The organism is Streptomyces sp. YPW6 (assembly GCF_018866325.1).
Classification (GTDB): Bacteria; Actinomycetota; Actinomycetes; order Streptomycetales; family Streptomycetaceae; genus Streptomyces.
This window is the reverse complement of the sequence record NZ_CP076457.1, coordinates 5700925-5721586: the sequence shown is the minus strand read 5'-3', so window position 1 is coordinate 5721586 and position 20662 is coordinate 5700925. Positions and strand designations below refer to the sequence as shown.

General features: G+C 72.4%; 15 protein-coding genes and 1 pseudogene. 13 read left to right on the top strand and 3 right to left on the bottom strand.

All coding sequences use genetic code 11. The features are described 5' to 3' along the window. Positions 1-300 precede the first annotated feature (300 nt). From KME66_RS25185 to KME66_RS25160, 6 genes are all read left to right on the top strand, one after another. The gene (locus tag KME66_RS25185; RefSeq protein ID WP_253208477.1) at positions 301-1407 is read left to right on the top strand and encodes a phytanoyl-CoA dioxygenase family protein; all 1107 of its coding nucleotides are present in this window, start codon (positions 301-303) and stop codon (positions 1405-1407) included. Then, positions 1389-2699 (top strand): DUF6271 family protein, encoded by a 1311-nt coding sequence (locus KME66_RS25180; RefSeq protein WP_216326181.1) that lies wholly within the window; start codon positions 1389-1391, stop codon positions 2697-2699. The genes KME66_RS25185 and KME66_RS25180 overlap by 19 nt, the downstream gene beginning before the upstream one ends. Next, positions 2696-4498, top strand: a complete 1803-nt coding sequence (locus tag KME66_RS25175; RefSeq protein WP_216326180.1) for a condensation domain-containing protein — start codon at positions 2696-2698, stop codon at positions 4496-4498. The genes KME66_RS25180 and KME66_RS25175 overlap by 4 nt, the downstream gene beginning before the upstream one ends. Position 4499: 1 nt before the next feature. Continuing rightward, complete coding sequence (locus tag KME66_RS25170) at positions 4500-5780, top strand: MFS transporter (protein ID WP_216326179.1); 1281 nt, start codon at positions 4500-4502, stop codon at positions 5778-5780. A 685-nt stretch (positions 5781-6465) separates the two neighbouring features. Then, entirely contained in the window at positions 6466-6636 is a 171-nt protein-coding gene (locus KME66_RS25165; RefSeq protein ID WP_216326176.1) for a hypothetical protein, read from the top strand. Positions 6637-6737: 101 nt separating this feature from the next. Continuing rightward, entirely contained in the window at positions 6738-8297 is a 1560-nt protein-coding gene (locus tag KME66_RS25160) for an FG-GAP-like repeat-containing protein (RefSeq protein ID WP_253208476.1), read from the top strand. A gap of 120 nt (positions 8298-8417) precedes the next feature. On the opposite strand, the gene KME66_RS25155 is transcribed toward KME66_RS25160, so the two are convergent. Together KME66_RS25155 and KME66_RS25150 are read right to left on the bottom strand one after the other, a co-directional pair. Then, a complete protein-coding gene (locus tag KME66_RS25155; RefSeq protein WP_216326173.1) occupies positions 8418-8651 on the bottom strand; it encodes a ferredoxin in 234 nt (77 codons plus the stop codon). Beyond that, positions 8651-10120: an aldehyde dehydrogenase gene (locus tag KME66_RS25150; protein ID WP_216326170.1), complete on the bottom strand. Its 1470-nt coding sequence runs from the start codon at positions 10118-10120 to the stop codon at positions 8651-8653. Before KME66_RS25150 ends, KME66_RS25155 begins: the two co-directional genes overlap by 1 nt. 210 nt (positions 10121-10330) lie before the next feature. Here KME66_RS25150 and KME66_RS25145 point away from each other — a divergent pair, with 210 nt between their 5' ends. From KME66_RS25145 to KME66_RS25120, 6 genes and pseudogenes are all read left to right on the top strand, one after another. Next, positions 10331-11386, top strand: coding sequence for an MBL fold metallo-hydrolase (locus tag KME66_RS25145; RefSeq protein ID WP_216326167.1), 1056 nt, complete (start codon positions 10331-10333; stop codon positions 11384-11386). A 370-nt stretch (positions 11387-11756) separates the two neighbouring features. Further along, a complete protein-coding gene (locus KME66_RS25140) occupies positions 11757-13007 on the top strand; it encodes a prenyltransferase/squalene oxidase repeat-containing protein (RefSeq protein WP_216326164.1) in 1251 nt (416 codons plus the stop codon). A 26-nt stretch (positions 13008-13033) separates the two neighbouring features. Continuing rightward, the gene (locus tag KME66_RS34595) at positions 13034-13756 is read left to right on the top strand and encodes an SCO2322 family protein (RefSeq protein ID WP_216329615.1); all 723 of its coding nucleotides are present in this window, start codon (positions 13034-13036) and stop codon (positions 13754-13756) included. Beyond that, complete coding sequence (locus KME66_RS25130) at positions 13753-14913, top strand: energy-coupling factor transporter transmembrane protein EcfT (RefSeq protein ID WP_216326161.1); 1161 nt, start codon at positions 13753-13755, stop codon at positions 14911-14913. The genes KME66_RS34595 and KME66_RS25130 overlap by 4 nt, the downstream gene beginning before the upstream one ends. After that, positions 14910-16749: pseudogene (locus KME66_RS25125) on the top strand (ATP-binding cassette domain-containing protein); the annotation flags it as partial. The gene KME66_RS25130 and the pseudogene KME66_RS25125, both read left to right, overlap by 4 nt. 122 nt (positions 16750-16871) lie before the next feature. Then, positions 16872-17726: an ECF transporter S component gene (locus tag KME66_RS25120; RefSeq protein WP_216329612.1), complete on the top strand. Its 855-nt coding sequence runs from the start codon at positions 16872-16874 to the stop codon at positions 17724-17726. Between the two features lie 50 nt (positions 17727-17776). Here KME66_RS25120 and KME66_RS25115 read toward each other — a convergent pair whose 3' ends face one another. Next, entirely contained in the window at positions 17777-18955 is a 1179-nt protein-coding gene (locus KME66_RS25115; RefSeq protein WP_216326158.1) for a steroid 3-ketoacyl-CoA thiolase, read from the bottom strand. A 321-nt stretch (positions 18956-19276) separates the two neighbouring features. Here KME66_RS25115 and KME66_RS25110 point away from each other — a divergent pair, with 321 nt between their 5' ends. After that, the gene (locus KME66_RS25110; protein WP_216326154.1) at positions 19277-20539 is read left to right on the top strand and encodes a cytochrome P450; all 1263 of its coding nucleotides are present in this window, start codon (positions 19277-19279) and stop codon (positions 20537-20539) included. Positions 20540-20662 lie beyond the last annotated feature (123 nt).

Sequence of the window (20662 nt, the reverse complement as noted above, 5' to 3'; positions counted from 1 at the left end):
AGCGGGCTGACAGGTCGTCACGAACCCGACCACGCAGTTGGACACTAGGCCCGTCGCTCACCTGTTGTCTAGACCAAAAATTCCGAACAAGAGGTATCAGTTCCGTGGCCGCCGGGAACGGGACGGCATGCCATATCCCCATATGTACCGGGCACTTGACAGTCCGGGCGGTCTGGACCAATCCTGCTGATCGACGTGGTCACGGCTCCTCGCACCACGGCACTCCCATCCGTCCCGCCGACCGTGGCGCCCCCGCTCCCCCGGGGTCGCCGCGCGGCCGGCCGAGGAGAAGAACCTGCCATGAACCTCATGACGACCCCCGCCCCTCGCCGCCGGGCCCGTCTGCACCGCGCGGCCTCGGACATCCCGTACTTCAGCGCGGACGGCGAGGCCTACCTCGCCCAGACGGCGCTGCGGGAGCTCGACAAGTCGCGTCCGCTGCGGGTGCTGTCCGAGGAGGACTTCGCACACTGGCAGAGCTACGGCTACGTCATCGTCCGGGAGGCGATACCGGCGGCGACGGCCCGCCGACTGCTGGACTTCACGTGGGAGTTCCAGGGCCTGGACCCGGACCGCCCGGAGAGCTGGTACGAGGACCGGCCGCTGCGCTCCGAGCTGGACCAGCAACTGCACATCTACGGATTCGTGGAGGCGTACCACCACCAACTCCTCTGGGACAACCGGCAGTCGGAGCGGGTGTACGACGCCTTCGTCGACGTGTGGGACTGCGAGGAGCTGTGGGTCACCCTGGACCGGCTCAACCTCAACCCGCCCAACCGGGGCAACCGCGACCGTGCGCTGATCGAGCCGACGGACCGGGGCTTCGACATCGAGCTGCACTGGGACATCGACACCACGCTCGCCGTGCCGCCGCAGCGGGTGCAGGGCATCATCGCGCTCAACGACACCCGGCCGGAGACGGGCGGCTTCCAGTGCTGCCCGGAGCTGTTCCGGCAGTTCGACGCCTGGAAGGTCGCCCAGCCCGCGGACCGGGACCCGTTGCGCCCCGCCGTCGACCGGGACGAACTCCCCGTCGTACGGCCGGATCTGCGCCCCGGCGACCTGCTCATCTGGAACGGCCTGCTGGCCCACGGGGTGGCCCGCAACCTCTCCGAGAACGGGGTGCGGGCCGTGCAGTACCTGTCGATGATGCCCGCGCTGGAGGAGCACGAGCGGCTGCGCAAGTCCCGGGTGGAGTCCTGGCGCCACCTGCGCACCCCGCGCTGGAACCGCACCCTGGTCGGCGACCCGGTGCTGCCCGAGTCCAAGCGCTACCCGACGGCCGAGCTGAACCCGCTGGGCAGCCGGCTGCTGGGGCTGTCCTCCTGGCAGGACCCGGTCGAGGACGCCGCGGGCCCGGCAACCGCCGCGCGGAGCGGGGAGCCCTCGTGCGCCGCGTCTGCCTGACTCTGCCCACCCACCGGGCCTGCACCGGCACCATCGCGGCGATCGCGGAGGAAGCCGCGCACGGAGCACGGGAGTTCGGGGCGGAGGTGCACCTGCTGATCCTGGACTCCTCGCCCGCGCCGGTGCTCGCCGGGCATCGGCGGGCGGTGGCCGCGCTGCCCGCCGCGCCCGGGGTGAGGGTCCACCACCTCGACGAGGACGAGCAGCGGGCCTTCCTGCGCGAGGTGGCGGACCGGTCCGGCGCGGCCCGGCCGGACCGGCTGCTGGAGCTGATGCTGCCGGATCGTGTCTCCTACGGGGCGTGCACCAACCGGGCGTTCCTCATCGCCCAGGCCCTCGGCTGCACGTCCGTCCACCGCCGGGACTCCGACAGCCGCTACCAGCACGCCGGCGGCGAGCCGGTCTTCCCCCTCCACCAGGAGCTCACCTACCTGGGCCAACGGGCGGACGAGGCGGGGAAGTCCGTGACGAGGAGCAAGCTGCCCCCGGGCTCGGGCGGCCGCCGGGTGGCGGTGGCGGGCGGGTCCTTCGTGGGCGAGATGTCGGTGGACGTCGCGGAGATCCGCGAGCTCGACCCCGGCACGTACCGCGAACTGGTCGGCCTGTCGCTCCCCGAAGGCTCCCCGGAGATCTGGCGCGACCACCTGATCGACGCGTCGTTCCGGGGCGCGGGGAACGGGACGTTCGACGGCGACCGCACCACGCTCGCCCCCATCAGCCCGATGCGCGTGGACATGTGCAACATCGGCTTCGACCACGAGCTGTACGGCAGGGTCCCGCTGCCGCCGGCGACCGACACCATCGGCAGCGACTACTTCCTGCTGCACCTCGCCCACGACGCCCGGCTGCCCGGCCTGGAGCACAACCGGCACATCGTGAACTTCCACACGGAGGAACGGCGTACGGACGCCGGTTTCCTCGCGTACCAGGTCCGGTTCGCGAAGTTCCTGCTCGCGAAGGCGTATCTGAACACCGTGTACGCGAGGACGGCGGCGGCCGGGGAAGCGCTGCTCGACGCCGAGGGCCGCCTGCGGGCCCCCGTGGTGGCCGGTTTCGTCCGGGACAGCACCGGCCTCGGCCGTACGGACGTGGAACGCCGCCTCGACGTCGTCGAGCGCGCCTACCGCCGGCTCGGCGACCGCTACACGACGGTCGCCGACACCCTCGCCGAGCGACGTTCCGGGCTCCTGGACGAGGCCCGCGACGACATGGCCGGCTTCGCGCACCTGATGGACCACTGGGAGGCCCTGACCCGCGCGAGCACCGAAGCGGGCCTGGCCGTGACCCGATGAACCCCGCCGCCGGCAAGGACACCATGCACCCGAACACTCCGCACACCACCACGACCACGGTCACCCTCGCCTACGCGGGCGGCGAGGAGCGGCGCGGCCCGGTCACCATGGGCCAGGCCAACATGATCCGCTGCATCCTGCGGGACGACCCCACCCACATCAACATCCACGACGTGTGGCCCGTCCCCGAGGGCACCGCTCAGCAGGCCGTCACCGACGCCCTGCGGGCCCTGACCGTACGGCACGAGGGGCTGCGCACCACCTTCCCGCACCGACCGGGGTGCGCACCGGTCGACCAGGTGGTGGCGACGGAGGGCACGTTCACGGTGACCGTCCTCGACCACGCCGAACTCCCCGGCGACCCGGCGGGGTACGCGGAGTCGGTGGCGCGGGCGGCCCGGGCCGGGCGGTTCGACCTGGAGCGGGAGTTCCCGCTGCGGATCACCCTGCTCACCGTGGCCGGAGCACCGGTCCACGTGGCGCTGGCGTTCAGCCACGCGGTGGCGGACGGCAGCGCGATGGCCGTCCTGCGCGAGGAGTTCGCCGAACTGCTGGCGGGCAAGGAGCTGCCGGAACTGACGTCCCTGCCCCCGGTCGACCTGGCAGCCGTGGAGGCATCCCCGGCCGGGCTGCGGAAGTCGGAGGCGTCCCTGAGGTACTGGGAGCGGATCCTGCGCACCGGGCCGCAGGAGATGTTCGCGGAGCAGCGCGGCAGGCGGCCGGGCACCGACGAGGAGGCCCGGCAGCTGACGCTGCGCTCCCGCCGGGGCGGCCGGGCGCTCGCCGGGGCGGCCCGCCGCACCGGGCACCCCGAGGCCACCGTGCTGATGGCCGCCTGGTGCGCGCTGGTGGCCCACCGGGCGGGCCAGGACAGCTGTGTCACCGCCGTCCCGAGCGCCAACCGCTTCCACCCCCGGGTCGCCCGTTCGGTGACCACCACGTCCCAGGACGCGCTGCTCCACCTGGACGTCCGGGTGCCCGCCTTCGACGCCCTGGTCGCCCGGACCTGGGGGGCGGTGCTCAACGCCTACCGGCACAGCCAGTTCGACTCCCTGCGGCTGTGGGAGATGATCGGCCGCGTCACCGCCGAGCGCGGCAGCCACTTCGGCCGGGACGTGGTCTTCAACGACGTGAGCGCCCTGCCCGCCCCGCTCCTGGGCACCGACGCGCAGGACCGCGACGACGCCGAGCACGAGCTCACCTGGGGTCCGCCCCAGACGCTGCCGACCCGGCTGCTCGCCTTCACGTACCGGACGGCCCCCCAGCTCCACATCTCCCTGTGGGCCGCCCCCTCGCTGTTCGCCCCCGAGGAGGCGGAGGGGTTCCTCTCCGGCTTGGTCCTGCTCCTGGAGGCGGCCGCCGCCGGGGACGTGCCGATGGACTCACTGACCGACGTGACGGGGGTCCGCCCCGCCGGACACGGGCCCGGCTGGCTGCGGGTGGACGGCTGCTGGGTCTCACCCGACGCCGTGCGCGAGACCCTCGGCCGGGCGGTGGGCGGACTGCCCGTGCGGGTGGCGAAGGAGCCAGGACCCCACGGGACGACGGACGGCACGGCGGGGGCGGCGGCTGTGGCGGACCCGCACCTCACGGCGTACATCGCCTGCGGCGCAACGCCGTTGACGCCCGAGGCGGCCCACCGGGCACTGACCGCCCTCATCCCGGCCGCCGGTTCGGGCGTCCTGGCGCCCCACCGCTACGTACTCGTCCGGAACCCGCCCGGCGAGCCGGACCGGAGCGACGCATGGCGTCGGCTGGAGATCATCGAGGAAGGGACCGGCAGAAGCCGGCAGGTGTGACATGAGCGTTGACGACACGACCCTTCCGCAGCAGGCGGCCCCGCTGCCGAGCCCCTGGCGGTCGACCCGTTTCCGGCTGTTCTTCACGGCCCGCAGCGCGTCGCTGCTGGCCGACGGCATGCTGATGGTCTCCCTGACCACGGCGGTGCTGGGGGCGGGCCACGGGGCGAGCGGCGTCGGGTACGCGCTGGCCGCGTGGATGACCCCGATCGTGCTGCTGGTGCTGTTCGGCGGGGTGCTGGCCGACCGGTTCACGCCGCAGCTGATGATGATCTGCGCGGACGTGGTGCGCATGCTGGCCATGCTCACGCTGGCCACGCTCCTCTTCTCCTCCGACAGCGTCCCGCTGTGGCAGATCATGGGGCTGATGGCGCTCAGCGGGGCCGCGACGGCGATGTTCCAGCCCGGGATGGCGAGCATGGTCCCCCGGGTCGCACAGGACATCCAGAAGGCCAACGCGCTGCTGCGGATCTCCGAGGCGCTGAGCACCCTGCTGGGTCCGGGCCTGGCGGGCATCCTCGTCGCGTACTGGCAGGTGTCGGGCTCGTACGTGGTGATCGCGGCGGCGTACGCGCTCAGCGCGCTGGTCCTGCTCCCCCTGCGCAAGCTGCATACGGAGCGCGACGAGGGCGACGCCCCGATGTGGCGCCGGCTGATGACGGGCTGGCAGGAGTTCCGGTCCCGTCAGTGGCTGTGGGGTGTGATCGCGGTCTGGTCGGTGTACGGCCTGTTCGTGTTCGGCCCGGCGCTGCCGCTGGGCGCGGCGCTGATGATCGAGCAGCACGGGGCGAGCGGGTACGGCTGGATCGCCTCGGCGGACGGCGCCGGCACGATCATCGGCGGCCTGATCGGCATGCGGGTCCGCCCGCGCCGCCCACTGGTGGCGGGGGCCCTGGCGATGCTCTGCTTCGCGCTCAACCCCCTCGCCCCGGCGCTGGAATGGTCGTTCACGGCCACGGCGATCGCCCACGTGATCGCGGGCTACGGCTTCGCGTTCTGGGGCGTGATGTGGGCGACGAGCGTCCAGTCGCACATCCCGCTGACGGTCCTGAGCCGCGTCTCGGCGTACGACGTCGCGGGCTCCATCATGGTCATCCCCCTGGGCCGCGCCCTGGCGGGCCCGGCGGCGGACGCGTTCGGCGCGAACGAGGTGCTGATCTTCTCGTCGGTGATGTCGTGCGCCCTGCTGGCGGTGATGCTGAGCGTCCCGGCGATCCGGGCACTGCGACGGGCACCGGAGGGGCTGCTCCGGACCGGGGCGGGGGGCGAGCCGGCGGTCTGAGCGTAGGGCGGGGCGCGGGATGCCCGAAAACCCGGCTGCCACAAAGCCCTGCCGGTCGGTGAACCGGATCGCGGATGACAGGTGACACCGGTCGAGAACCCGCACAGCGCCAGTTTCAGCTCTTTCCACTCAGCCTTCCCAACTATGAAGGCGAACAGTCCAGTTGGAGAAACTCCCCTCCCCAGCAGGGCAAGGCAATCAATCTCGCTCAGACCACCCCGCGAACTCTCAATGCCCCCGGGTTACCAGATCGTGATCATCCGCTTGGTCCACATATGGACAGTTTGCTCGAATGCCGGGATGTTCTAATCAGAAGAGCGCCGAGGGGGGCAAGGCGATGCATTCTCCGCATCGCCCGCTTTTGGGGAGATTCACCCCTTCGACCGTTGACCACATACATGTTGGGACTTCTTGCGCCATGGGCGCACAGCCACCCGCCTGAGCATCGAACGCCAAGTCGACGTAGGCGAGGGCCGTCTGGGGGGACTTCTGCAATGCGCTCGCCGGAGCCGGGTCGCCAGGTGAGCATGGAGCCGCCAGCACCCAGACCCACTTCTGTGCGGCGATCCATCCACCCCCGTCCGCGGATCCCGCTCCGCCAGTACGCACTGATGTTTTTGGGCGCAGGGAACGCCGACCCACCAGTATGCCGGGCGGAGCTGCGCTGGAGAGATCCCCTTGGTGCGTGAATGAGATTTCTGACGGCGGCTTTCTCCCGATGGAGATCCTGTCCGTATCCGCCGTGAAGACCTCGGACATGGACGCCGATCTGACGCTGACCGCCAAAGGGGAGAGCACCACCGTCCAGGTCGGCAAGGACACGTACGAGCCGGTCGGTGAAAACCGTCGACCCTGAGGGACGCGAACACGTCCTCGTCGAGATCCGCACCTTCAAGTAGCGTCAGCCCCAGGGCCTGCGCACCCTTCTCCGTCTTGCGGAGTTCATGGCTTCACGCCGTGCTGCGCAACCGGTCGCTCAATCCATTTTCAGAAAGGACGCCTCCTCCCGTGTATCGCACACGTTCTCGATCCGCGCTTCTCGCGGCCGCTTTGGCCACGGTCGCCAGCACCTCCCTGCTCGGCGCCACACCTGCCGGCGCGGCCGCAGGGCCCGCCACCCCCGCCGCCGCGCAGGCCGCGGTGGTACGCCTGCACATCGGTGAGGGCGAAGCCACCCGCTCCTGCTCCGGTGGGCTGGTCAACGGCGAGTGGGTGCTGACCGCCTCCTCGTGCTTCGCCGAGAACCCTCAGCAGGCCGGTGACATACCAGCGGGCAAGCCGGCGTGGACGACCGTCGCCAGCGTCGGCCGGAGCTCCCTGGACGGCAGCGGTGGGCATGTCAGCGAAGTCGTCGAGCTGGTCCCCTACTCCGGCCGTGACCTCGTTCTGGCACGACTGGCCACTCCGGCCTCCACTGCCATCGCTCCGATCGCGCTCGCCACCGCCCCCGCCGATTCGGGCGAGGTCCTTCAAGGCATCGGCTTCGGCCGCACGCGGACCGAATGGGTTCCGGGTACCGCGCACACGGCGCAGTTGAAGGTCGGCGGCGTCTCCACCGCGGAAGTCAACCTGGTCGGCGCCACCACCGACGACGGTCTGTGCAAGGGCGACTCCGGTGCTCCGCTGCTGCGTCAACTCGATGGACGCACGGAGCTCGTCGGCATCGCCACCCGGTCTCGGCAAGGCGGCTGCCTGGGGGAGACCGAGACACGCACCGATGCGGTGGCCACCCGCACCGACGACGTGGGCGCCTGGATCGCGGACACCATGGGGCGTTCCTGGGCCCAACTGATGACTGCCACCGACTTCAACGGTGATGGCAAGGCCGATGTCCTGACGGTCGATTCCGCCGACAAGAACCTTTACACCCAGCCCGGCGACGGCAAGGGCACGTTCGGCGATCGTGTCAAGATCGGCCAGGGCTGGTCCAACATGCGCCTGCTTGCCGCCAGCGACTTCACCGGCGACGGCAAGCCCGACGTGCTGGCCGCGAATCTGAACGGCAACCTCTACCTTTACCCGGGCAACGGGAAGAACGGCATCACCGGTTCCTCCGTCGCCGGCACGGGCTGGAACAACATTCGCCTGTTCTCCGCCGGGGACTTCAACGGCGACAAGAAGGGTGACCTGCTCGCCGTCCACACCGACGGGACTCTGTACTTCTACGCGGGCACGGGCTCCGGCTTCGCCAGCGCCTCAGTCGCCGGTACCGGCTGGGCCAACATGCGGATGATCTCCACCGGTGACTTCAACGCCGACGGCAAGGCTGACATCGTCGGCGTGCACAACAATGGTTCGCTCTACCTCTACACCGGCCGGGGAGACGGCACCGTCAAGAGCGTCGGCAAGACCAGCGACGGCTGGACGAACATGCGTCTGCTGAGCGGCACGGACTTCAACGCCGACGGCAAGGCCGATCTGATCGCCATCCACACCAACGGCAACATCTACGCCTACCCGGGCAACGGAACGGGCGGATTCAGGACTCCCGTCATCACCGCCTCGAAGAGTCAGTAGCGGCTCCGGTGCGTCCCCTGCAGAGGCTTCCTACCTGCAGGGGACGCACCGGCCGGTCGACACGGAGGAGAGCCTCCGTCCCCCTTCCTGCCGACCGGAAAGCCAGGAAGCCAGGCCCCCTCACTCCTCCGGCGGGAACACCACCTCCCCCGACCCCGCCAGCGTCAGCGTGATCGCCTCCACCGGGCAGCCCTCCGCCGCCGCCAGGACGTGTTCGCCCGCGTCGCGGTCCTCCGTCGTCGGGTGGGACTGGCGGGCCGAGTCCAGGTGGAAGGCGTCGCCCGCGTGGTTGACGCACATGCCGGAGCCGATGCAGACGGAGCGGTCGACCTCCAGGTGCCAGCGGTCGCCCATCACGCCTCCCGGTAGCCGGCGGGCAGGTGGATCATCTTGTGCTCGAAGAACTCACCGTAGCCCTCGGGGCCGAACTCACGACCCAGGCCCGAGTTCTTGTAGCCGCCGAACGGGCCGAGCATGTCGAGGCTGAAGGTGTTCACGCTGTACGTGCCGGTGCGGATGCGGCGGGCGATGTCGATGCCGCGTTCCGTGTCCGCCGTCCAGACGCTGCCGCTCAGGCCGTACGGGGAGTCGTCGGCGATGCGGACCGCGTCGGCCTCGTCCCCGTACGGGATCAGGCAGATGACCGGGCCGAAGATCTCCTCGCGGGCGATGCGCATGGAGTTGTCGACCGAGCCGAAGAGGGTGGGTTCGACGTACCAGCCGCGCTCCTGGGAGGCGGGGCGGCTGCCGCCGGTGAGAATCTTGGCGCCTTCCTCCTGGCCCAGCCTGATGTAGTCCAGGGAGCGTTGCTGTTGGCGTCGCGCCACCAGCGGGCCCACTTCGGTCGTCGGGTCCAGGGGGTCGCCCACGCGGAGCGCGCCTGCCGCTGCCGCGAACGCCTCCGCCATTTCCTCGTAGCGGCTGCGCGGGGCCAGGATGCGCGTCTGTGCCACGCACGCCTGGCCGTTGATCATCCAGGCGAACGGGACGATGCCCGCCACCGCGGCCTCCAGGTCCGCGTCCGGGAGGATCACTGCCGCCGATTTGCCGCCCAACTCCAGGGTGACGCGGGTCAGGTTGCGCGAGGCGACCTCCATCACCCGGCGGCCTGCCGCCACCGAGCCGGTGAAGGAGACCTTGTCCACGTCCGGGTGGCCCACCAGGTACTCACTGACCTCCCGGTCGGCCGGGAGGATCGAGAGGACCCCGGGCGGCAGGCCCGCCTCCTCCGCTATCTCCGCCAACACGTAGGCGTCCAGGGGGGTTTCCGGGGAGACCTTCAGGACCGCCGTGCAGCCCGCCAGCAGCGCCGGGGCCAGCTTCGCCGCCGCCGTGAACTGCGGGACGTTCCACGGGACGACCGCCGCCACCACACCCACCGGTTCGCGGCGGACCAGGAGCGGGCCGAGGACCCCGTCACGCCGTTCCTCGTACGGGAACGTCCGCGCCACCGTGATCGCCGAGTCCCACACCATCATCGCGGCCAGCGCCTGCACCATGACGCTCGCGCTGTACGGAGTGCCGTTCTGCGCGCTGATCAGGCGCGCGAACTCCTCGTGGCGTACGGCGAAGGCGTCCTTGATCCGCGTGATCACCGCGATCCGCTCGTCCAGCGGCATCCGCGGCCAGGGGCCCTCGTCGAAGGCCCGGCGGGCCGCCGCGACGGCCCGGTCCACGTCGGCCCGCGAGGCATGCGGCACCCGGCCGATGACCCGTTCGGTGTGCGGGGAGACCACCTCGATGACCTCGGTGGAGAGCGGATCGGTGAACTCCCCGCCGATGAACAGGCGTCCGTGCTCCACCAGTTCCGTACGTTCCGTCATGGCCGTCGCCTCCCGTGAAACCGTGAACCAACCCGGACGCCCGATGCACCCTCAACTGACTGCCCGTCAGAACTGATACCAGTTCTTGTTTCAGTAGTCCACGGAGGCCACGACGTCAATGCCCACCACACTCCGACGATGTGGTAGACCCGGGCTACCACTGGAACGAGTTCTCGTTAGAGTGGAGGCCGGAGCGGAGAAGGGGAGCCCATGGCGCAGGTGACACACGTGACGCAGGTGACCGACCATGGCGGAGGCGTCCACAGCATCAAGGTGCCCATCCCGGACAACCCGCTCGGGCACACCCTGGTCCATCTCGTCGACACCGACCGGGGGCCGGTCCTCATCGACACCGGCTGGGACGATCCCGCCTCCTGGGACACCCTGGTGGCCGGGCTCTCCGCCCTCGGTACCGCCGTCACCGACATCCACGGTGTCGTCATCACCCACCACCACCCCGACCACCACGGCCTCTCCGCTCAGGTCCGCGAGGCCTCCGGGGCCTGGATCGCGATGCACGAGGCCGACACCGCGATCGTCCGGCGCACCCGCGACACCGAGCCCGGCACCTGGCTCGACTACCTCACCCGCAAGCTCGCCGCCGCCGGCGCGCCGGACGGCCACCTCGCCCCGCTGCACGCCGCCCGCGACGGAGGACGGCTGCGGACCCTGCCGGGACTGCGCGCCGCCCTGCCCGACCGCGAGATCGTCCCCGGCGAGCTGCTCGACCTGGCCGGGCGGCGACTGCGGGCCGTCTGGACCCCCGGGCACACCCCGGGACACGTCTGCCTCCATCTGGAGGAGCGGCACCCCGCCGGGCTGGCGGGGAACGGGCGGCTCTTCTCCGGCGATCACCTGCTGCCGGGGATCAGTCCGCACATCGGGCTGTACGAGGACCCGGACGACACCGCCGTCACCGATCCGCTGGGCGACTACCTCGCCTCGCTGGAGCGGATCGGCCGGCTCGGGGCGGCCGAGGTGCTGCCCGCGCACCAGCACGCCTTCACCGACGCGGGCGGGCGCGTGCGGGAGCTGCTGGACCACCACGAGGAGCGGCTGACCGGGCTCCTCGCACTGCTCGCCACGCCCCTCACCCCGTGGCAGCTCGCGGAGCGGATGGAGTGGAACCGGCCCTGGGAGCAGATCCCGCACGGCTCGCGGTCCATCGCCGTGTCGGAGGCCGAGTCCCATCTGCGGCGGCTCGTGAAGCTCGGCCGCGCGGAGGCCGTCCCGGGCGGGCCCCCGGTGACGTACAGAGCCGTGTGACGTACAGAGCCGTGTGACGTCCCGCCCCTCGTGGCCCGCGCCCCGGGGGCGTACATCGCCGTGTCCGCCCCCACCAGGGACGACGCCGGTGACGTACATCGCGACGTGCGGCCCCCGGCCGCTCCCCTACGGACCGGTAGAGTGGGCAGGTCGTCATCATGCCCGTACAGGGGGAAGCCGGTGCGAATCCGGCGCAGCGCCCCAGCCGTGACCCGTCCGCCCGACGGCAGCCGGACCGCCCTCCGCGGAGCGTGACCGGCTCGGGCCACCGGAACCCCGGTGGCCGGCACCGTCGAGGCATACGGGGCCGGAGCCCGGTGCCCTCGTGCGCCCGGGGAGTCCGGCCCTCGCAGGAGAGGCCCAGCCAGTCATGACCGTACGCCGCAGCGCAGCCGCGCTCGCGACCACCGCCGTGCTCCTGGGCGTCGCCGCCCCCGTGGCCGTGGCCGCGCCGAGTCCCTCTCCGTCGGCGGATCTGCCGGCCGGGCTCTACGGCACCACGGACCCCACCTACGACGGGGTGTGGCGGCAGTCGGTCGCCTTCCTCGCGCAGAAGATCGAGTACGTCACGCCGTCGACGCAGGCCGTGGACTGGCTGGTGGGCCAGCAGTGCGACAGCGGGGCGTTCACCTCGTACCGGGACGCCTCCAAGCCCTGCGACGCGTCGACCGTGATGGACACCAACGCCACCGCCGTCGCCGTCCAGGCCCTCGTCGAGATCAACCAGCACCGCGAGGACGCCAACAACGGTGCCGACTGGCTGAAGTCCGTGCAGAACGAGGACGGCGGCTGGGGCTACAACCCCGGCAGCCCGTCCGACGCGAACTCCACCTCGATCGTCATCGGCGCCCTCGCCCGCACCGGCGTCCCGGTCAGCGAGCTCACGACCGCCGACGGCAGCACCCCGTACACCGCGCTCCAGTCCCTGGCCATCGCCTGCGGCGAGAAGGACGGCGGCGCGTTCGCCTACCAGCCGGGCGAGAAGGGCGAGCTGACCGCCAACCTGGACGCCACCGCGGCCTCCGTGCTCGGCCTGATGGGCAAGGGGATCGCCTCCGGCACCTCCAACGCGGTCAAGGACCCCTCCTGCACGAAGGGCGAGGAGCTCAGCCCGGAGCAGAGCGCCCAGAACGGCGCTTCCTTCCTCGCGGACACGCTGGAGAAGCAGCCGTACCTGGAGCAGCCCCCGATGCCCGGCACCGAGGACTCCGCCCCGCAGCCCGACTACGGCAACACCGCGGACGCCGTCGTCGCCCTCGCCGCCTCCGGGCACAAGGACAAGGCCTCGTCGTCGGTGGCCTGGCTGCAGAAGAACGGCACCGACTGGGGCAAGCGGGGCGGCCCCGCCGCCACCGCGCAGCTGATCCTCGCCGCGCACGCCACCGGCGCCGACGCGCGCAGCTTCGGCGGCGTCGACCTCGTCAAGCAGCTCAACGGCATGGGGCCCTCCCCGGCCGCCACCGCCCTCCCCTCGCCGACGCCGACCGGTCCGCAGCCCTCCAGCGGCACCGACAGCGACGACGGCGGGCTGAGCCTGGGGTGGCTGATCGGGATCGGGCTGCTCGCCGGCACCGGCATCGGCTTCCTGCTCAGCATGCGCCGGAAGAAGCAGCAGCCGTGAGCCCTGCCCCGCTGGAGCAAGCGGCCGTGAGGCGCACTCCGGGTGCACCGCGCAGGCCGGTACCCGCCCGGCTGCGCGTGCCCCTCGTCTCGCTGCTGGCCGCCCTCGTCGCCGCCTCCGGCCTCCTGCTCGGCGCGGGCAACGCCCAGGCCGCCGGGTACCGCTACTGGTCCTTCTGGGAGGGCAATGGCAAGAACTGGGAGTACGCCACCCAGGGGCCGTCCCTCCTGCGCCCGGACGACGGTACGGTCCAGGGCTTCCGGTTCGCCGTGAGCGAGGACTCCGGCGACGCCGACCAGCCGCGCCGCGCCCCCGACTTCGGGGCGATCTGCGCGGACACCCCGGCCGAGGACGGCAAGAAGCGGGTGGCGCTGGTGATCGACCCGGGGACGTCCACGGACGCCCCGGACGGGGAGAAGCCGCCCGCCCTGCGGACGGCCTGCGCCCGGGTCGCGCCGGACGCCAGCAGCGCGGAGGCGCTCGCCGCGGTGGCGAAGCCGCTGCGGTACGACGACAGCGCCTTGCTCTGCGCGATCTCCGGCTACCCGAAGTCCGGCTGCGGCGAGCAGGTGTCCGGCGACGGCGGCAGCGCGAAGCCGTCCGCCCCCGCCGAGACCGCGGACGACCAGGAGACGGGCGCAGAGGGCGACGGGGACGGCGGCGGTCCGTCCGTCGGGCTCCTCGTCGGCATCGGCGCCGTCCTGCTGCTCGGCATCGCCGCCGTCGTCCAGGCCCGCCGCCGCCGGTGACCGCATCCCCGGCCCCGGCCCGGCTGCTGCGCCGCGCCCTGCGCGCGCCGGCGGCGGACCGCGCCAACGCGCTGCCCGCCGGGGCGTGGTGGCTGTGGGCGCTGGGGCTCGCCACCGCTGCGTCCCGGACGACCAACCCACTGCTGCTCGGGCTGCTGGTCGGCGTGGCCGGGTATGTGGTGGCGGCACGGCGCACGGACGCGCCGTGGGCGCGCAGTTACGGCGCGTTCGTGAAGCTCGGGCTGTTCGTGGTGGCGCTGCGGCTGCTGTTCTCCGTCTTCCTCGGCTCGTCGATCCCCGGTTCGCACACCGTGCTGACCCTGCCCGAGCTGCCGCTGCCCGACTGGGCGCAGGGGGTGCGGATCGGCGGCCGGGTCACCGCCGAGCAGCTCGTCTTCTCCCTCTACGAGGGGATGAAGCTGGCCACCCTGCTGATCTGCGTCGGCGCGGCGAACGCGCTGGCCAACCCGGCGCGGCTGCTGAAGTCGCTGCCCGGTGCGCTGTACGAGGCGGGGGTCGCCGTCGTGGTCGCGATGACGTTCGCGCCGAACATGGTGGCCGACGTGCTCCGGCTGCGCACCGCGCGCCGGCTGCGGGGGCGGCCGACCGGCGGGGTGCGGGCGGTGGCGCAGATCGGGCTGCCGGTGCTGGAGCGGTCGGTGGCGGTGGCCGCGTCGATGGACGCGCGGGGGTACGGGCGTACCGCCCGGGTCCCGGCGGCCGTCCGGCACACCACCAACGTCCTGACCCTGGGCGGGCTGCTCGGGGTGTGCGCCGGTACGTACGGTCTGCTGGCCGCGCAGGGGGCGGTGTACGGGCTGCCGTTGCTGCTGGCCGGCCTGGTGACCGCGATGGCCGGGCTGCGGCTCGGCGGGCGGCGCTCGGTGCGTACCCGCTATCGCCCGGACCGGTGGGGTGTGCGGGCCTGGCTGGTGGCGTGCTCGGGTGCGGCAGTCGCGGTGGCGATGATCTGGGCGGGCGGGGTGGATCCGGAGGCGCTGCGCCCCGGGGTCGTACCGCTGACCGCGCCGGTGCTGCCGCTGTGGCCGGCGACGGCGGCGCTGATCGGGCTGCTGCCCGCGCTGGTCGCCCCCGTACCGCCGTCGAACCGGGCGGCGGCCGACAGACCCGCGCGACGCGGCAAGGAGCAGGTGTGATCAGGTTCGAGCGGGTCTCCGTGCGGTACGAGGGCCGGGAGCGTCCCACCCTGTCCGGGGTCGACCTCACGGTCCCCGAGGGCGAGCTCGTGCTGCTCGTCGGACCCTCCGGTGTCGGCAAGTCGACCTTGCTGGGTACGGTTTCGGGGCTCGTCCCGCACTTCACGGGCGGGCTGCTGTCGGGCCGGGTCACGGTGGACGGCCGTGACACCCGGACGCACAAGCCGCGTGAACTGGCCGATCTGGTCGGGACCGTGGGCCAGGATCCCCTGGCGCACTTCGTCACGGACACCGTCGAGGACGAGCTCGCGTACGGCATGGAGTCGCTGGGGCTCGCCCCGGACGTGATGCGCCGCAGGGTCGAGGAGACCCTCGATCTGCTGGGCCTGGCCGAGCTGCGGGACCGGCCGATCGCGACCCTGTCGGGTGGCCAGCAGCAGCGGGTGGCGATCGGTTCGGTGCTCACCCCGCACCCGAAGGTGCTGGTGCTGGACGAGCCGACCTCCGCGCTGGACCCGGCGGCGGCCGAGGAGGTCCTCGCGGTCCTCCAGCGGCTGGTGCACGACCTGGGCACGACCGTGCTGATGGCCGAACACCGGCTGGAGCGCGTGGTGCAGTACGCGGACCAGGTCGTGCTGCTGCCCGCCCCGGGCGAGGCCCCGGTGACGGGTCCGCCCGCCGGGATCATGAAGGTGTCGCCGGTCCGGCCGCCGGTGGCCGAGCTGGGCCTGCTGGCGGGCTGGGACCCGCTGCCCCTGTCGGTACGGGACGCCCGGCGCGGGGCGGGCGGGCTGCGGGAGCGGCTGTCGCACGCGGCCCGCCGGGGCGGCGGGGGCATCGGGGTGCGCGGCGGCCTCGGAGCAGCCGGGTGCCGGGACGCCCGTGCGGGCGGGCGCGTCCCCGGCGTCGGACCGGGCGCGGGAGGCCGCCTCGGGGCCGGGCTCGCCTGAGGCCGCGTCCGGGCCGGACGCGGTCCCGGGGACGGTGGCTGGTCCGGCTGGTCCGGCTGGTCCGGCTGGTCCGGCTGGTCCGGCTGGTTCTACCGGTTCGGCTGGTCCTACCGGTCCGGCTGGTGCGACTGGTCCGGCTGGTGGGCGGCCGCCCGTCCCCGCCCGTCCCTCCCGTCCCGGGCGCCTCGCCCGGCTGCTGGGGCGGAGGTCCGCCGCTTCCCCCGCCCCGGCCCCCGTCGATCCGGTCACCCGGGTCGACGGGCTCGGGGTGCGGCGCGGCCGGGTCGAGGCGCTGCGGCGGGTGACGCTCACCGTGGCGCCGGGCGAGACGGTGGCCCTGATGGGGCGCAACGGGGCCGGCAAGTCCACGCTGCTCGGCGCGCTCGTCGGCATGATCGAGCCCACCGCGGGCACCGTGCGCGTCGGCGGCCTGGCTCCGGCCCGGACGGACCCGCGGGCGATGGTGCGCCGGGTCGGCCTCGTACCGCAGGAGCCGCGCGATCTGCTGTACGCGGACACGGTGGCCGCCGAGTGCGCCGCCGCCGACCGGGACGCGGGCGCGGCGGAGGGCACCTGCCGGGCGCTGGTGTCCAGGCTGCTGCCGGGGGTCGGGGACGACACCCACCCCCGGGACCTGTCCGAGGGGCAGCGCCTCGCGCTCGCCCTGGCACTCGTGCTGACGGGCCGCCCGCCGCTGCTGCTGCTCGACGAGCCGACCCGGGGCCTGGACTACGCGGCGAAGGCCCGGCTCGTCGGTGTGCTGCGGGGGCTCGCGGCCGAGGGGCACGCGATCGTCCTGGCCACGCACGACGTGGAGCTGGCGGCGGAGCTGGCGCACCGGGTGGTGATCCTCGCGGACGGGGAGGTCGTCGCGGACGGCCCGACCGGACAGGTGGTGGTCTCCTCCCCCGCGTTCGCCCCGCAGACGGCGAAGATCCTCGCCCCGCAGGAGTGGCTGACCGTGTCCCAGGTTCGCGGGGCGCTGGAGGTGGGAGCGTGAGCGTGAGCGTGAAGGGGACGACAGACGTCACCGGGCGGGCTTCCCGGCCCGTGCGGCTGGGGCCGAAGTCGGTGGCCGTGCTGCTGCTGACCGGCGCCGTCGGTGTGGTCGCCTTCGGGTGGCCGCTGCTGGCGGACGCCGGGTCCGGGCTCGCGCACGCGAAGGACGCGCCCTGGCTGTTCGCGGCGCTGCTGCCGCTGCTCGTCGCGGTGGTGGTGGCGACGATCTCCGAGTCCGGGATGGACGCCAAGGCCGTCGCGATGCTCGGTGTGCTGGCGGCGGTCGGAGCGGCGTTGCGCCCGCTGGGAGCGGGGACCGCGGGGCTGGAGCCGATGTTCTTCCTGATGGTGCTGAGCGGGCGGGTGCTCGGGCCCGGGTTCGGTTTCGTGCTCGGCTCGGTGACCATGTTCGCCTCGGCGCTGCTGACGGGCGGGGTCGGGCCGTGGATGCCGTTCCAGATGCTGTCGATGGGCTGGTTCACCATGGGCGCGGGCCTGCTGCCGGGGCACGACCGGCTGCGCGGGCGAGCCGAGCGGGCGATGCTCGCTGCCTACGGGTGCGTGGCGGCGTTCGCGTACGGCACGGTGATGAACCTCCAGGGCTGGCCGCTCATCGCCGGTCTCGGTTCGGGTGTCTCGTTCGTGGCGGGCGACCCGCTGCACGAGAACCTGGTGCGGTTCCTGGCCTACTGCGCGGCGACCTCGCTGGGCTGGGACCTGGGGCGTGCGGTGCTGACGGTGGTCCTCACCCTGACGCTCGGCCCGACGCTGCTGAGGGCGCTGCGCCGGGCCACCCGCCGCGCCGCGTTCGACGCGCGGGCGGCGTTCGACGAGCCCGAGGGGACGGCCCCGGGCTCATCGTGAAGGGCCGCCGGGCCCCTGGGGCCGCCAGGGCCGCCGGGCCCGTCACGGGGTCACAGCCGCTGGATGATCGTCCCCGTGGCCAGGGCTCCTCCCGCGCACATCGTGATCAGCGCGAACTCCTTGTCGCGGCGTTCCAGCTCGTGCAGGGCCGTGGTGATCAGCCGGGCGCCCGTCGCGCCGACCGGGTGGCCCAGCGCGATCGCGCCGCCGTTGACGTTGACCTTCTCCAGGCCGTCGAGGTCCGCCTCGAACTCCTGCGCCCAGCTCAGCACCACCGACGCGAACGCCTCGTTGATCTCGACGAGGTCGATGTCGCGCAGCGACATGCCGGCCTTGCCGAGCACCGCCCGGGTCGCGTCGATCGGACCGTCGAGGTGGAAGTGCGGGTCCGAGCCGACGAGGGCCTGGGCGACGATCCGGGCCCGGGGCTTGAGCTTCAGGGCCCGTGCCATGCGCCTGGAGGACCACAGGAGGGCCGCGGCCCCGTCGGATATCTGCGAGGAGTTGCCCGCCGTGTGGATCGCGCTCGGCATGACGGCCTTCAGTCCGGCGAGCGCCTCCATCGAGGTGTCGCGCATCCCCTCGTCCCGGTCGACGAGCCGCCACATGCCCTGTCCGGCCGCCTGCTCCTCCTCGGTGGTCGGGACCTGGACGGCGTACGTCTCGCGCTTGAAGCGCTCCTCGGCCCAGGCGGCGGCCGCCCGCTGCTGGGAGAGCAGGCCGAGGGCGTCGACCCGCTCCCGGGTCAGGCCGCGTTTGCGGCCGATGCGCTCGGCGGCCTCGAACTGGTTGGGCAGGTCGACGTTCCACTCGTCGGGCCAGGGCTTGCCCGGTCCGTGCTTGGAGCCGCTGCCCAGCGGCACCCGGGACATCGCCTCGACGCCGCAGCTGATGCCGACGTCGATGACCCCGGCGGCGACCATGTTGGCGACCATGTGGGAGGCCTGCTGCGAGGAGCCGCACTGGCAGTCCACCGTGGTGGCGGCCGTCTCGTAGGGCAGGCCGACGGTCAGCCAGGCGGTGCGGGCCGGGTTCATCGACTGCTCGCCGGCGTGGGTGACGGTGCCGCCGACGATCTGTTCGACGCAGTCGGCCTGGATGCCGGTGCGACCGAGGAGTTCACGGTAGGTCTCGCCCAGCAGGTAGGCGGGGTGCAGATTGGCGAGCGCGCCTCCGCGCTTGCCGATGGGAGTGCGTACGGCTTCGACGATGACGGGTTCCGCGGCCATGAGCTCGTCCTCTCCTCGCGCTTCCGCAGGGGGCGTCCCGGCGCCCACGGAAGGAACTAGTACGCGTTCTAGTTCTGCTCAGCAGTCTCGTGACGGCGGCCCGGCCGCGCAAGGGGCGTGCAGGCGCCGCGCACGCGCGACCCCGCACCGGAAGCGCCTCCCGCGCACCCCCGGACTCCCGCCCTGGGCGGTGGATCCGGCCACATCTCTTGCCACTTGTAGAACTCGTTACTACCTTGCGGGCAGCTCCTGATGGGTCGTCAGACGCAGGGTGGCGCTCATCGGACGCTTCGCGATCAGATCCGGAGTGGAGAGGTGCCCATGCGCTGCCCCCATCTGCCCGACGGGTTCGACTTCACCGATCCCGATCTCCTCCAAGACCGTGTACCGCACCCGGAGTTCGCCCTGATGCGGGAGACCGCACCGGTCTGGTGGTGCACCCAGCCGCCCAACATCTCCGGGTTCGGCGACGCGGGCTACTGGGCCGTCACCCGCCACGCGGACGTCAAGTACGTCTCCACGCACCCGGAGTTGTTCTCCTCGAACACCAACACCGCCGTCATCCGCTTCAACGAGACGATCAGCCGCGACCAGATCGACGTCCAGAAAATGATCATGCTGAACATGGACCCGCCGGAACACACCCGGGTCCGTCAGATCGTCCAGCGCGGCTTCACCCCGCGCGCGGTGCGCTCGCTGGAGGCCGCCCTACGCTCCCGGGCCCGCTCCATCGTCGAGACCGCCCTCGCGTCGGCGGACGCGGACGGCTCCTTCGACTTCGTGACGAACATCGCGGTGGAGCTTCCGCTCCAAGCCATCGCGGAGCTCATCGGCGTACCGCAGGAGGACCGGTCCAAGATCTTCGACTGGTCCAACAAGATGGCGGCGTACGACGATCCGGAGTACGCGATCACCGAGGAGGTCGGCGCCGAGGCGGCGATGGAGATCGTGGCGTACTCGATGAACCTGGCGGCCGCCCGCAAGGCGTGCCCGGCCGAGGACATCGTCACGCAGCTGGTCGCCGCGGAGGGCGAAGGGAACCTGTCCTCCGACGAGTTCAGCTTCTTCGTGATCCTGCTCGCGGTGGCAGGGAACGAGACGACCCGCAACGCGATCAGCCACGGCATGCACGCCTTCCTCACCCACCCCGAGCAGTGGGAGCTGTACAAGCGGGAACGGCCGAGGACCACCGCCGAGGAGATCGTGCGCTGGGCGACGCCGGTCGTCTCCTTCCAGCGGACCGCCACCCAGGACCTGGAGCTGGGCGGCCGGCGGATCAGGAAGGGCGAACGGGTGGGTCTCTTCTACTCGTCGGCCAACAACGACCCGGAGGTGTTCGACACCCCGGAGACCTTCGACATCACCCGCGACCCCAACCCGCACCTCGGATTCGGGGGCGGCGGACCGCACTTCTGCCTGGGCAAGTCGCTGGCCGTGATGGAGATCGACCTGATCTTCAACGCCATCGCCGACGTGCTGCCGGAGCTGCGGCTGCTGGAGGATCCGCGACGGCTGCGGTCGGCCTGGCTCAACGGGATCAAGCAGCTCCAGGTGGGCGTCCCGGGCGTCTCCCCGGAGTCCTGAAACCCTCCGCCGAGTGGCGGGGCCCGCACGGCGGGCGGACCATGTGAGGACGCGGCGATCCACGCCGAAGGGGTGCCGGGACCACGTCGACCGTCCCGGCACCCCTTCGGCCCGCTGCACGCG

Coding starts and splice junctions, on each gene's coding strand:
- KME66_RS25175 (WP_216326180.1), top strand. CDS start 2,696: ATGAACCCCGCCGCCGGCAAGGACACCATGCACCCGAACACTCCGCAC.
- KME66_RS25145 (WP_216326167.1), top strand. CDS start 10,331: ATGGCGCAGGTGACACACGTGACGCAGGTGACCGACCATGGCGGAGGC.
- KME66_RS25170 (WP_216326179.1), top strand. CDS start 4,500: ATGAGCGTTGACGACACGACCCTTCCGCAGCAGGCGGCCCCGCTGCCG.
- KME66_RS25110 (WP_216326154.1), top strand. CDS start 19,277: ATGCGCTGCCCCCATCTGCCCGACGGGTTCGACTTCACCGATCCCGAT.
- KME66_RS25155 (WP_216326173.1), bottom strand. CDS start 8,651: ATGGGCGACCGCTGGCACCTGGAGGTCGACCGCTCCGTCTGCATCGGC.
- KME66_RS25115 (WP_216326158.1), bottom strand. CDS start 18,955: ATGGCCGCGGAACCCGTCATCGTCGAAGCCGTACGCACTCCCATCGGC.
- KME66_RS25185 (WP_253208477.1), top strand. CDS start 301: ATGAACCTCATGACGACCCCCGCCCCTCGCCGCCGGGCCCGTCTGCAC.
- KME66_RS25140 (WP_216326164.1), top strand. CDS start 11,757: ATGACCGTACGCCGCAGCGCAGCCGCGCTCGCGACCACCGCCGTGCTC.
- KME66_RS25150 (WP_216326170.1), bottom strand. CDS start 10,120: ATGACGGAACGTACGGAACTGGTGGAGCACGGACGCCTGTTCATCGGC.